Source organism: Methylomicrobium lacus LW14, from assembly GCF_000527095.1.
In the GTDB taxonomy this organism is placed as follows: Bacteria; Pseudomonadota; Gammaproteobacteria; order Methylococcales; family Methylomonadaceae; genus Methylomicrobium; species Methylomicrobium lacus.
Window position 1 is genome coordinate 330524 of record NZ_AZUN01000001.1, and the last position, 12238, is coordinate 342761.

14 protein-coding genes are annotated in these 12238 nt (G+C 57.2%); 6 read left to right on the top strand and 8 right to left on the bottom strand.

Annotated features, from left to right (window positions below; all coding sequences use genetic code 11):
* Complete coding sequence (locus METLA_RS0101495) at positions 1-1590, top strand: complex I subunit 4 family protein (RefSeq protein WP_024296862.1); 1590 nt, start codon at positions 1-3, stop codon at positions 1588-1590.
* Positions 1587-3146, top strand: coding sequence for a complex I subunit 4 family protein (locus METLA_RS0101500; RefSeq protein WP_024296863.1), 1560 nt, complete (start codon positions 1587-1589; stop codon positions 3144-3146). Before METLA_RS0101495 ends, METLA_RS0101500 begins: the two co-directional genes overlap by 4 nt.
* Positions 3147-3179: 33 nt before the next feature.
* Here the strand turns inward: METLA_RS0101500 and METLA_RS0101505 are convergent, their stop codons facing one another.
* The 6 genes from METLA_RS0101505 to METLA_RS0101530 form a co-directional block, all read right to left on the bottom strand.
* Entirely contained in the window at positions 3180-3830 is a 651-nt protein-coding gene (locus METLA_RS0101505; protein WP_024296864.1) for a DUF599 domain-containing protein, read from the bottom strand.
* Between the two features lie 91 nt (positions 3831-3921).
* Positions 3922-5124 carry an exo-beta-N-acetylmuramidase NamZ family protein gene (locus METLA_RS0101510; protein WP_024296865.1) on the bottom strand — a complete coding sequence of 401 codons (1203 nt, stop codon included), beginning with the start codon at positions 5122-5124 and terminating at the stop codon, positions 3922-3924.
* Positions 5125-5194: 70 nt separating this feature from the next.
* Positions 5195-5731, bottom strand: a complete 537-nt coding sequence (locus METLA_RS0101515; protein ID WP_024296866.1) for a DOMON-like domain-containing protein — start codon at positions 5729-5731, stop codon at positions 5195-5197.
* On the bottom strand, positions 5732-6238 hold the full coding sequence (locus tag METLA_RS0101520) for a TPM domain-containing protein (RefSeq protein WP_024296867.1): 507 nt from the start codon (positions 6236-6238) through the stop codon (positions 5732-5734). It abuts the gene before it with no gap.
* Positions 6232-7074, bottom strand: a complete 843-nt coding sequence (locus tag METLA_RS23675) for a TPM domain-containing protein (RefSeq protein ID WP_281171920.1) — start codon at positions 7072-7074, stop codon at positions 6232-6234. Before METLA_RS23675 ends, METLA_RS0101520 begins: the two co-directional genes overlap by 7 nt.
* Position 7075: 1 nt before the next feature.
* Positions 7076-7681: a LemA family protein gene (locus METLA_RS0101530; RefSeq protein ID WP_024296869.1), complete on the bottom strand. Its 606-nt coding sequence runs from the start codon at positions 7679-7681 to the stop codon at positions 7076-7078.
* A gap of 217 nt (positions 7682-7898) precedes the next feature.
* Between METLA_RS0101530 and METLA_RS0101535 the strand changes: the two genes are divergently transcribed.
* Positions 7899-8729, top strand: a complete 831-nt coding sequence (locus tag METLA_RS0101535; RefSeq protein WP_024296870.1) for a quinoprotein dehydrogenase-associated SoxYZ-like carrier — start codon at positions 7899-7901, stop codon at positions 8727-8729.
* 79 nt (positions 8730-8808) lie between these two features.
* Here the strand turns inward: METLA_RS0101535 and METLA_RS0101540 are convergent, their stop codons facing one another.
* Together METLA_RS0101540 and METLA_RS0101545 are read right to left on the bottom strand one after the other, a co-directional pair.
* The gene (locus METLA_RS0101540) at positions 8809-9600 is read right to left on the bottom strand and encodes a hypothetical protein (protein WP_024296871.1); all 792 of its coding nucleotides are present in this window, start codon (positions 9598-9600) and stop codon (positions 8809-8811) included.
* Positions 9601-9897: 297 nt separating this feature from the next.
* A complete protein-coding gene (locus tag METLA_RS0101545; protein ID WP_024296872.1) occupies positions 9898-10299 on the bottom strand; it encodes a Rossmann-fold NAD(P)-binding domain-containing protein in 402 nt (133 codons plus the stop codon).
* Between the two features lie 170 nt (positions 10300-10469).
* Here METLA_RS0101545 and METLA_RS0101550 point away from each other — a divergent pair, with 170 nt between their 5' ends.
* Genes METLA_RS0101550 through METLA_RS0101560 form a run of 3 tightly spaced genes read left to right on the top strand, consistent with a single transcriptional unit; the run spans position 10470 to position 12233 of the window.
* Positions 10470-11213, top strand: coding sequence for a beta-ketoacyl synthase chain length factor (locus METLA_RS0101550; protein WP_024296873.1), 744 nt, complete (start codon positions 10470-10472; stop codon positions 11211-11213).
* Positions 11198-11995, top strand: a complete 798-nt coding sequence (locus METLA_RS0101555) for a lysophospholipid acyltransferase family protein (RefSeq protein WP_024296874.1) — start codon at positions 11198-11200, stop codon at positions 11993-11995. Before METLA_RS0101550 ends, METLA_RS0101555 begins: the two co-directional genes overlap by 16 nt.
* The gene (locus METLA_RS0101560) at positions 11985-12233 is read left to right on the top strand and encodes a phosphopantetheine-binding protein (protein WP_029646313.1); all 249 of its coding nucleotides are present in this window, start codon (positions 11985-11987) and stop codon (positions 12231-12233) included. Before METLA_RS0101555 ends, METLA_RS0101560 begins: the two co-directional genes overlap by 11 nt.
* Positions 12234-12238: the final 5 nt, after the last annotated feature.

The following is a 12238-nucleotide window of genomic DNA, read 5'->3' on the forward strand; positions in this document are numbered from 1 at the left end:
ATGCATTTTCCCGTTACTCCTTGGACCGAAGCCGCCGCTTTTCCGGTCTTGACAACGATGACGTTGGCACCGCTTGCCGCGATGGCCCTGGTGCTCTATTCGCGCTCGTTCACGACAGCTTTGCGCTTCGGTTTTGCCGGCACGGCCTTGAACGTGCTGTTGAGTGTCTATTTGCTTGCGGTATTCGATGCCGAGGAATCCGGCATCCATCTGGTCGAACAGGCGCATTTTGCCGGGCTCAGTTATACGGTCGGCGTCGACGGCGTCAATATTCTGTTCATCCCGCTGACCGCGGTGATTTCTTTTTTGGTGATGCTCTATACCTTTTCGCATGCGAAGGAGCGTTATCGCGACCGTGCCTATGTGGCCAGCGTATTGGGTTACGAAACGGTTTTAATCGGCGCTTTTGCGGCTTTAAACGTGATGCAGTTCTGGATCTGGAGCGTCCTGGAAATGTTACCGGTGATTTATTTGACGCTGCACTCCGGGACCGGACAGCGCCGGCGCTGGGCGGTCGACCGCTTTCTGCAATACTGGCTCAGCGCTTTGTTGATGACCCTCGGCGGATTTTTGCTGCTGGGTTTCGGCCTGATCGATTCCGAGCATCCTTTGACTTTCGACTGGCTCACGATCAAACACAACAATGCGTATCTGCATGACGAGACTTTGGTTTTCGTGTTGTTGTTCTATGGCTTCGCGGTGAGGATGCCGTTGTTTCCGTTTCACGGCTGGCTGCCGATCCTGGCCGAACATGGGACGGTCGCCAGCTGCGCGGTTTTTCTGGTCGGTCTGAAGCTTGGCGTTTTTGCGGTGCTGCGCTTCATCCTGCCGCTGTTGCCCGGTGTCGCCGAAAATTGGGCGGGTCTGGTGTTGATGTTGGCCTTGATCAGTATTTTCTACGGCGCGGTGATGGCTTTATTGCAAATCAATATCCGGCGGCTGTTGGCGTTTGCGGTGCTCAGTCAGACCGGCATTCTGGTGATCGGTTTATTCTGCTTTAACGATTTCGGACTCGAAGGCAGCATCATGCTGTCGGTTGCCTATGGCCTCGCGACCGCCGGCATGCTGTTCAGCGTCGGCCTGATTTATGAACGTACCGGCACCGCGTTGATGCCAAGGCTGGGCGGTTTGTTCGATTCGAATCTGACCCTGGGCATGCTGTTTCTGGTATCGGCGTTGAGTACGCTGGTCAAGCCCGGCACGCCCGGATTCGATGCGACCCACCTGATTATCGAGGGCACCATCGAAGAGCACGGCTGGCTGCTCGCGATCGCGATTTTGACCGGCAACCTGCTGGCCGCGGCCTTTATTCTTTGGGCCTTTCAGCGCATGTTTTTGGCCAGTTGCAAACGCTTTGCACAGCCTTATTCGAGCCTGCATCATCCGGTGTTTAAAGAGCGCCTGATTACCGCGGTCATCTGCGTCTTGTTGATCGGCACCGGCTTTTATATGCGGCCCTGGCTCAGGCTGGTCGACCAGGATGCGTCGATGATCACGAAAGGCTACCCGATCCACAGTTCGATGCAGCACGGGCCAACGGAGGAGGAAGTGCAACCGGATCAGCTCCAAATCGAGGAAGAACAGCCATGAATGCGACAGAATTTCCGTTGCTCAGCGCCCTGATCTGGCTGCCTTTGCTTGGCGCGCTTGCGCTCGGTTTTATCCGCAACCTGAGGGCCGCGAAATGGAGCGCCTTGCTGATTGCTGGCCTGGAATTGGCCGTTGCGCTGTTTGCCGTCCAAAGCTTTCGCGCAGACAGCGGCAACGAGCTGCAATGGGTTGAACATCATGTCTGGATCGAGCATTTACACATCGAGTATTTTCTCGGCGTCGATGGCGTCTCTATCCTGCTGTTGCCGCTGTCGGCGTTGCTGACTTTAGTGACGTTGCTCGCGACCTGGAATTCGGTGCAGCGCCTGCCGCGTTTTCATCTGTCCCTGCTGCTGGCGCTCGAAGGCATCACGATGGGCGTGTTTTGCGCGATGGACATGATGCTGTTCTTTTTGTTTTGGGAACTGACGCTGCCGCCGATCTTCTTCTTGATCGGCCTCTGGGGCATCGGTCCCGGCCGGCGCAATGCGGCGATCAAATACACCCTGGTCATGCTGTTCGGCGGCGTCGCCTTGTTGTTTGCGATCATTCTGCTCGCCTTCAATCATGTCAACGCGATCAAGGGCGCTGTTCCGAACGATCTGACGTTTAGCCTGCCGGCGCTGCTGGCCACGCCGTTGTCCGGGCATTGGGAAGCGGCGGTATTTTTGCTGCTGATGCTCGGTTTTGCGGTCAAGGCGCCTTTGCCGCCTTTTCATACCTGGCTGCCGACCGTTGCGATGGAAGGCTCGACGCAGATGACCGCCTTGCTGACCGGGCTGAAACTGGGCGTTTACGGCATCATCCGGTTTGCGATGCCGCTCTCGCCGACCGCGGCGGTCGAATATAACTGGGCGCTCGGCATCATCGGCGCGGTCACCTTGATCTACGGCGCGCTGGTCGCTTTGCAGCAAAGCAATTTACGCCGCATGCTGGCTTATGCCAGCATCAGCCATATCGGCCTGATCATCGTGGGATTGTCATCGCTGAACATGCAGGGCATTCAGGGCGCGCTGTTTCAATTGGTCAATTTTTCGGTCGATGCGAGCGCCTTGATGCTGATCGCAGGCTTCATTCACCATCGCCTCGGCAGCACCGAAAGAATTCACATGGGCGGACTCGCCAAGGTGATGCCGCGGTTGACCGGCTTTTATTTCCTGTTCATGCTAGCCAGTCTGGGGGTGCCCGGAACCAACGGCTTCCCGGCCGAATTGTTGTTGATTGTCAGCGCCTTGACTTCGCATCCGAGCCTTGCCATAGCGGCGCTGGCCGGTGCGGCCCTCAGCGCGGCCTACATGACGTCGTTTACGCGCCGCGCCTTCATGGGGCCGACCGCAAGCGCCGCGGTCAGGCAATTGCAGGATCTGCGCCCGCGCGAACTCGGCGTCCTTTGCCTGTTAGGCGCACTGGTGATCTCCTTCGGGCTGTGGCCGAATACGGTGTTGGAAAATCAGCGGGCCGCTGCGGAAGCCTGGCTGAATCACTTGCTGGAACCGCCGATGCAGGACGGAAACGATTTTGACGAAAGTGTTTCGAAACCGGACGCGGGCGAGTAATGCCTGAGGAAATACCAGGCCCCAAGGAGGGGATCAGGGCGCCCGGTCCAGTTTGTATAACGCCGCGATCAGAATCAGCGTCGCCAAAACCAGGGCATAGGGCCCGAAAAACCAGAGAATCAGCGGCAGACTGAGAAAAAAGCTGCGGGTGCCGTAGGTATAATAAGCGCCGGCCCGGTTCAGATAGGCGCAGGCCTGTGCATACGAAACGCCGGCTTCGGGCGACCCCGCCAATAGATTGACCATGTAGCCGGCATGATTGAAGAAACGTATCGCCATCGTGAAACAGTAGAAGGCGATAAAAAAATCGAGCACCAATAAACCGAGTTTGATCAGCCATAATTCACCGCCTACGCTTTCGGCTGCCGATCCGGGGTGCCAGGCATAGGCCCATTTTTCGATCTTGTCGCTGATATTCAGCGTGCCGATGATCAGCAGCACCGACGTCGAGGCCATGAAATTGGCGGCCATCACCGAATTGCGCAGGGTCTGCACGGCCAGAATATCCATCTTGCCGCTCTTGGCCACCATCTCGACCCAGGCTTCGCGCACCTTCCGGTTGAAACGGTGTACGCTGAAATTGGAATCGCGGCGGGTGCGCCAGCTTAAAAACAGATAGTAGAGCAGTATCAACGCACTGCTGGCGGTGAAAGCCAGCAGGTCGATCGGCAGCGAAAATTGCATGGGCGGCAGGTTTTTCCGGTAAAGACCCGGCCAGTATACGCCGAAGGCCCGCTATTTGCGAAGCGAAGGCGCCGGTCGTCAGAGTCCCCAATCAATAGAGTAGAGCCGGCGAGCGACTGTCCTGCCAGTCTTCTTCATCCCGGTGCGCGAGCCTTTCCAGATCACCCGCTTCGGCCTCCGCGTCATCGACCCATTCGCGCAGTAACGGCGAGCCGTTGATCACATCGATCGCCAGACGATCGAGTTCGTATTCGTAAGGGAAGTCGCGCCACAAGGGATAATCCGGATACAAGCGGCGCAGCGCCTTGAACGCCAGTGCCTGCAGGCGCCAGGGATGGAATAGGTCATGATTGTACGACGGATCCTCGACATGGATGTGCACGCCGGCGCACAACTTTCCGGCATGCTTGTGAAAAGTCGGCTCGAACCAGCATTCGCGCAGACGGCAGCCTCTGAGCCATGCCGGCGCGAGCGCCTGCATCGTGGTGACCAATTTTCGTGCATCGAGATCGGGCGCGCCGAACAACTCGAGCGGACGGGTGGTGCCGCGGCCCTCGGACAGCGTGGTGCCTTCGAGCAGCACGGTGCCGGCATAACAGCGAGTCATCCAGAGATTCGGCGCATTCGGGCTTGGATTGATCCAGGTGCGCTCGCCGAGCGGCCAGCCGTAGCCGGGGGCGGCGTTTGGGTCCCAGTCTTCCATCATGATGACCCGGCAATCGACATCGAGCATGAGCGTCGCGATAAACCAGAGCGCCATTTCGCCGATCGTCAGGCCGTGGCGCATCGGCATCGGCCCCGCGCCGACGAAACTTTCCCAGCCGGAGCGTAGCGTCAAGCCTTCGACCGGCCGGCCGGCAGGATTCGGGCGGTCGAGAATCCAGACCGATTTCTGGTGCTCCGCCGCCGCTTCCAGCACATAGCGCAGGGTCGTGATGAAGGTATAAATCCGGCAGCCCAAATCCTGCAGATCGACCAGCAAGATATCGAACGTGTCCATCATCGCCGCGGTCGGGCGGCGCACCTCGCCGTACAGGCTGAACACCGGAATGCCGTGCAGAGGATCGATGAAATCGGGCGATTCGATCATATTGTCCTGTTTGTCGCCGCGCAGGCCGTGTTGCGGGCCGAAAGCCGCGCTGAGCTGCACATCGGGAAGCCGGGCAAGAGCATCCAGGCTGTGCGTCAAATCCTGGGTGACCGAGGCCGGGTGCGCGAGCAGGGCGATGCGCTTGCCGGTCAAGGGCGCGCGCAGGCGGGAGTCTTCAAGTAAGCGGTCTATGCCAAATTTCATGGGCGAGTGGCTGCGGAAAGTGCGTTGTCGAAAAAAATTGCTTGGCGAAAGGGCTTGAAGCTTATCAGGTTTACAGCAGGCACACAAAACCCGCGCGGTCGTGAAAATCGGGTCGCTCGCCCGGATGCTGCAAGGCCCAATAGGAGATGCCTCCAGTCATCGACTCGACGACCGCGCTGAGTCCTAATTGCAGGGAGTCCACGCCGCCGTCAAACGGCAACTCGGAAACCGCGATTTTAGCGGTGAGCATTAATTCATTTCGAGTTTGCGTTAACGCCAAGACGGGCGGCCGACTGAGCGTCCACGGCCTGCGTTGCCGGTAATTTTCGAAAGCATAGGCAGCCCATTGGCCTGAAGGCGAAAAGTTGAATTCATAATAGGCCGGCGTGCCGGCGTGGGCGGCAAACAGTTCAAAACAGGTATGCTGCCACAGTCCGTCGGTCTCGACGGCAGGCTTCGGTTCGGGGAGCAGAATCGTGGTGAGGTCGCCGGTCAAGCGATAGTGCAGCATGATACTGTTTCCGGCGCAGCGTTCGAGTTCAACCTGCAAGGAATCGATGGCTGGACAAGGGGTATCGGGGTGACGGAGCAGGTTAAGATTCGGCATTTATTCCTTGATAACGACGGGCCGGTTCGGCAGTTCATTGGGGTTCAGCGCAGCGGCGGGAAAATGCGTTGTAAGCAGGCTGGTGATGGATTCGATGCCGGTCAGTGCGCCATCCCGGAAATCGCCGCGCTGAAAAGCCTGCTGCATCGCCGAGGCAATCGCGTCCCATTCGGTTTGCGCAACGCGCCGGGCGATGCCGCGATCTGCGACGATATGGACCTCCCGGTCGGCCAGCATCAGATAAATCAGGACGCCGCTGTTCTCTTCGGTGTCCCAGATGCGCAAATCGGAAAAAATTTGCTGCGCCCGGTCGGCGGCCGTGCGTCCACGCCACACCTGCATGGGCGGCAGCGTATTTTCGACCGCAAAGCGCAGCTCGCCGCGGTGCCGGATTTCGGATTGGCCGATCGCCTGTTCGATGGCTTTCAGCGTGGCCGAAGGAAAGGCCGCGCGCCAGCGCCAGGGCGGCATGAACAGATGTTTGAGCCAACGTTTGATATTTACCATGAGTCTGACGCGCCTCCGCCGCCGAAACCGCCCCCGCCGCCGCCCCAGGAGCCGCCACCGCCACCGCCACCGCCGCTGCGATAACCGCCGCCGCTGGACCAGCCGCTATAGCGGTTGCCGCCGATGATCAGAAAGAACACCATGATGCCCAAAAAGATCGCAAATCCCAAGCCGAAGAACAGCGCCGACACGGCCGTACAGCCGAGCCCTGCGATCAAGCCTGCCAGGGGACGTCCCAGTATCAGGGACAGGATGAAGCCCGCGATCAGGCCGGCGCCCAGGATGAACAAGAAAGCCGATTCCGAGGGGGCATTATCGGCGCTTGCCTGTGGCGCAGGCAAAGCCTCGCCCCGGATCAGATCCATGATCTCAGTCACGCCGGCATCGATGCCGGCGGCGTATTCGCCTTGCTTGAAGTAAGGCTTGATGGTGTCGGCAATGATGCGTTTGGCTACGGCGTCGGGAAGTACGCCTTCGAGTCCGTAGCCGACTTCGAGCCGCAATCGGCGGTCGTTCTTGGCGACGATCAAAATCGCTCCGTCGTCGATATTTTTTCGGCCGATTTTCCAGGCGTCCGCGACCCTGATGCCGTAGGCGGCGATGTCTTCGGGCTGCGTGGTATCGATGATCAGCACCGCGATCTGGCTGCCTTTTTCTGTTTCGAATGCGGCGAGCTTGTTTTCGAGCGCGTTCGTCTGCTCGGCGGTGAGCGTGCCGGTCAGATCGGTCACGCGCCTCGACAAATCGGGCAGCGCAAGCTGCGCCAAAGCTGTACCGAGGAACAGCAGCAGAATCAGTCCTAAAGCCGGCCTGAGCCGCGACCGCATCCGAATCATTTTACCGGCCGGGCGCCGGGGCCGGCGCGCCGAAATCGACTTTTGGCGGTTCGGTGACGGCCTGCTCGTTTTCGACCGTGAAGCTGGGCTTGGTTTTGTAGCCGAACAGCATCGCGGTGAGGTTGGTCGGCAGCGAGCGTACGATCACGTTGTAGTTCTTTACGGTGTCTATGTAGCGATTGCGCGCGACCGTGATGCGATTTTCGGTTCCCTCCAATTGTGCCTGTAAATCGCGAAACAGTCCGTCGGCCTTCAGCTGCGGATAATTCTCGGCTACCGCCAGCAGACGCGATAGGGCGCCGGTCATCTGGCCCTGGGCCGCGATGAATTTTTTGAACGCTTCCTCATCGTTGACCAGTTCGGGCGTGGCCTGGATCGCGCCGACGCGAGCGCGCGCCTCGGTGACTTCGGCCAGGACATCCTTTTCGTGAGCCGCGTAGCCCTTGACCACATTGACCAGATTAGGCACCAGATCGGCGCGGCGCTTGTATTGATTCAGCACCTCCGCCCAGCCGGCCTTGACGTCTTCATCGCTAACCTGGAGGTCGTTATAGCCGCAACCGGACAGGATGCTGGCCAGGAGCAGGGCGATTATCCATTGATACATTTGAACCTCGCAGTCTAAGGTTTTGACGATGGGATTGCAGAGATCGATTTAGCTTCTCTTTGAGCCGTGTTTCATTATAGGGTTCCCGAGACAGCGGTTACAATAGCCTATGCTGTAAACCGCAAGAATGGGGCCGGCCGCTCTGCTGTTTAGGGTTGTCCTTGCTATGCGCAGGCCTCATAATGAAAAAATTATTCCATCATCGGGTTAAACAAAAATGAATGTGACTAAATTTCTATCGCTTGTGCTGGTTTTGTCCATGCCACCATTGGCGGCCTTTGCCGAAGGCGATGAAAACGAATGGAACGCGACGCTAAAAAATCAATATTTTGCCGGTAAAACGATTACGGAAGGCAATGAAGTGATAGAACTCGAAGCGCCTTACCGGGCCGAAGATCCGGCGCTGGTGCCGTTGAAAATCGTCAGCAAAATCCCGCAGACGCAGGACACTTACATCAAAAAAATCCTGGTGCTGGTCGATAAAAATCCGTTTCCTTTCGTCGGCGAGTTTGCCTTGACGCCCGACAGCGGCAAGGCCGATCTGGCGATGCGGATACGGGTCAATACCTACAGCTATATTCGCGCGATCGCCGAATTGAACGACGGCAGACTGGTGATGACGAAGAAATTCGTGAAAGCGAGCGGCGGCTGTTCCGCGCCGATCGGCGCCGATCTCGATGCCTCGTTGAAACGGCTCGGCAAAATGAAATTCCGGCTCGATGGCGGCGTCAAAACGGCCGAACCGAATCTGGTGCAATTGATGATCAGCCATCCGAACATTACCGGCATGCAGATGGATCAGATGACGCGCTTCGTCAAGAAGTCGCATTTTATCGAGCAGTTGAAAGTCACCTTCAACGGCAAGCCGGTGTTGACAGCGAAGACCGATATTGCGATCAGTTCGGACCCGAATTTCCGATTCTATTTCGTGCCGCCATCGGCCGGGGTCTTGAAAGCGGAAATCAGAGATACTTCCTGCGAAAGCCCGATCGCGCGGGATGCCTGTGCAAAAGGCTCGACATATAGCGAAACATTCGAGGTTAAGTAAGCTGTAGGCCGGATAATGCAAGGCAATCGCCGGTCAGGTGGTATATAAGCCGTCTGACCGAGCCTGCGTAAGAATGCAGTTATCGCCGGTATTTGGGCGGGATAGACGCGAAGTTGAATGCGCTTAATTCTTCGTGATCGCAATAGACGTTCATCATTGGCGTGGCCAGGCCAAACAGCGTTCTTGCCACGTGCATGCCGAGACTCAGACGGTACACATCGGTTTCGTTAAAGATGGTGATGATCATGCCGGGCGAGAAGCGTTTGTTAAGTTCATGCAACAAGGTGGCCAGGATCAGATTATATTGCGGATGCGGCCCGTCCTTCAGGACGAGCGACTCCCGATAGGGGCCCCGAATCACATAAGCGGTCTGCTCCGCCCCCGGTTCGGTCGGACGGGAGGCTGCAGCGCCCACACTCCGAAGCAACGCTGTATCCGTTGCCTCGATCCGGTCAAACAGGTACGGCATTTTTTTATAAATGGCGCGCAGTCCCGTTTCTGCCTGGTTGCGTAGCGCACTTTCATAGAGCACGCAAATGTCGTGATCCTTCAGCTGATGACGGCGGAGGATTTCGGCGTATGGATACGGCAGGGTGTAATTTTGTTTGAAGTCGTCGCGTTCCGCCTGGCTGATCGCCATGTCATTGACCCATAGCGCCAGGCGGCAGTTTTTAGACAGCCTATGCGCGCGGCGCACCAAATCCGCCCCGGTTTCGAACGACAGAGTTTCCACGACTCCGGGATACGAGGCTTTGCTGCCAGCGGTCGCCGCGTCGTAATGGCCGGATACGACCAAAGAAGACTTGACGCAGTCAAAAATATTCAGCATTTCGAGAAAGCCGTTTTGGGTAAGGGTGGCCGAACGATGCATATCTGATGTCCCCATAATTAAGTTCGAAGCTCGAACAAGCCGATCCTGATGTTGCAACGATGATCGAAGGAGCAAGGTGGAACGATTACGCCACGCTACATCCTAAAGCAGCGGGAAGAGGGTTTCTGTGAAGTTACTCACCGGATTATTGTGAAATAGTTCACTTTTTTGAGCGGGCTAGCTAGCGCTATGGGTTGCCAAGCGTGGGCAGCCTCTTTTCTTACCGCAAAGGTGGCGACAAGCCAGGAATCATTTGGACGCAATAGGAGTATAGCCTATTGCGCCCGATGACGGCGGTTATTTCACAAAACATTGCCTCTCGGCATACGCTTCGGCTTCTTTCAGCACCTTGCGCAGGTCCTTCGCTTGCTTCGGATCGCGGAAAACGCCGCCGGCTTCGCCGGGCGTGCTGCGCAAATAGCCGAAGGTCTTTGCGGCTTCAAAATCGGCGAAAGACATTTTTTCGGCGATCTTGTCGATTTTGCAGCCGCAGGCGTATTGGGTGATGTAGCTCAGGCCGCCGTGTTGAGCGACGCAGTTCAGCACATATTCGACGCGGTCGCGGGTCGGGAAGTCGTTGACCCGCGGCGCGGGCGCGGCTTCTGCGGCTTTCGTTTCGGGCGCGGTGGAGGCGCAGCCGTTCAATAACGCCAGCAAGACGATGCCGGCAAAAGAAGATGCAGTTTGTGTGATGTTCATCGATCGGTTTCTCTTTTACCCAAAAGTTGCGATGGCCTAGTTTAACATTTACGCAGCCGAATTTGCCAAAATGCGCTCGGCGCGCGTTTTATGGTATAAACGCGCCTTTGATTGAAATTTTTTAGCCGTGTCTCTGTTACTCGACCTCTGCCTAGTTTTTTCGACGAACCATGCTCGCCATCCCTAAGGTTGCCGATTTTGTGCTGAATGACTGGGGCGTCTGCGCGCCGGGTCTGCACAGCAAGGATGGCTGGAGCGGCTTTCGGCTCGGCGCGCGGGAAATCAGCAACGGTTTGCCCAAAGTACCCGATTTCATCCCGAAGTTACAGCAGCGCCGTTTGAGCCCGTTGGCCAGATTGGTTTTCAATGCGATCGATCAATGCCTGAAGCCCGGAGAAACCTTGCCGACGGTCTTCAGTTCCGCGCATGGCGAGGTTGGCAAAGCGCTCGAAATGCTGCAAATGATTCAGGCCGGCGAGGAACTATCGCCGACCGCATTCAGTTTGTCGGTGCATAATGCGATCGCGGGGCTGTATTCGATCGCCTACCACAATCAACAGGAAATCACGGTAATGGCACCTGGGCTCGATGGCCTCGCGCCGGCTTTCCTAGAAGCGCTCGGTCTGTTGCAGGAAGGCGCCGAACAGGTGCTCGTGGTCCTGTACGATGAGCCGATCGCCGACTTTTATCCTCTCGCTCCGTTTAAATTGAATGCCGAATTTCCTTGCGCCCTGGCACTTCGTCTATCCTTGGGTGGGGCGGGCATGGCGCTGCATTTGAGCCGCGCGCCGGAATGCCTGGATGACCGCGAGCAGCCGCTGCAATTGCCGCCGTTTATCGATTTTTTGCAGGGCGACAACACGGAGTCCGGTTTGAGTTTTCAGGGGCGCGGTTGGCGATGGGAAAAAATTTAATCTACAAGCTGACCTATCTTTGGCGGCTTTTCGGCACCGCAGTCAGTTTCACGGCCTTCGGCGTCGGCGGGTTTCTGCTCTGGGTGCTGGTATTTCCGCTCCTGTCGGTCTTACCCGGCAGCCGCCGGGAGCGGATCAAACGCGGCCAGCACGTGGTGCATTACAGTTTTTATGTGTTCATCGGCCTGATGCACCAGATCGGCATCATGACTTATGAGATCGTCGGGCTCGAAAAATTGAACCGGCCAGGCCAATTGATCATCGCGAACCATCCGACGCTGGTCGATATCGTGTTTCTGATCAGCCGGGTCAGGGAAGCCAGCTGCATCGTGAAGGCGTCGCTCTGGCGCAATCCGGCCATGCGCGGGCCGATTTTGAATGCGGGTTACATCAGCAACGGCGATCCCGAACAGATGATAGAGGAATGCGTGAACTGGCTGCGCGCGGGCGGCTCGATGATCATTTTTCCGGAAGGCACCCGTTCGGTGCCCGGCAAGCCTTACCGCTTTCAACGCGGGGCCGCCGCGATCGCCTTGCAGGCCGGAAAAATCGTCACGCCGGTCACTCTGTCCTGTTATCCGAGCACCTTGACCAAGGCCGAGCCGTGGTACAGCATTCCTTACCGTCAGCGTTTTCATCTGGCGATGCATGTCGGCGAGGACATCCCGCTGGAACCGTTTCAGCAGATTGAACCCAAATCGATCGCGGTGCGCCGTTTGAATCAGTTTTTACAGGATTATTTTACCGAACAGAGAGAAATCTATCAGAACCATGGAAAATGAATTGAAACAATTGATCATCGAGACGCTGGACCTGGAGGATATCGGCGTCGATGACATCGACAGCGATGCGGCGCTGTTCAACGAAGGGCTCGGGCTCGATTCGATCGACGCGCTCGAACTGGGCCTCGCGATCCGAAAAAAATATAATGTTAAAATCAACGCCGAAAAAGAAGACGTGACGAAAATATTCGCCTCGATTTCCGCCTTGGCCAACTATATTCAAACCGCGCGCAGTTGAGAAAA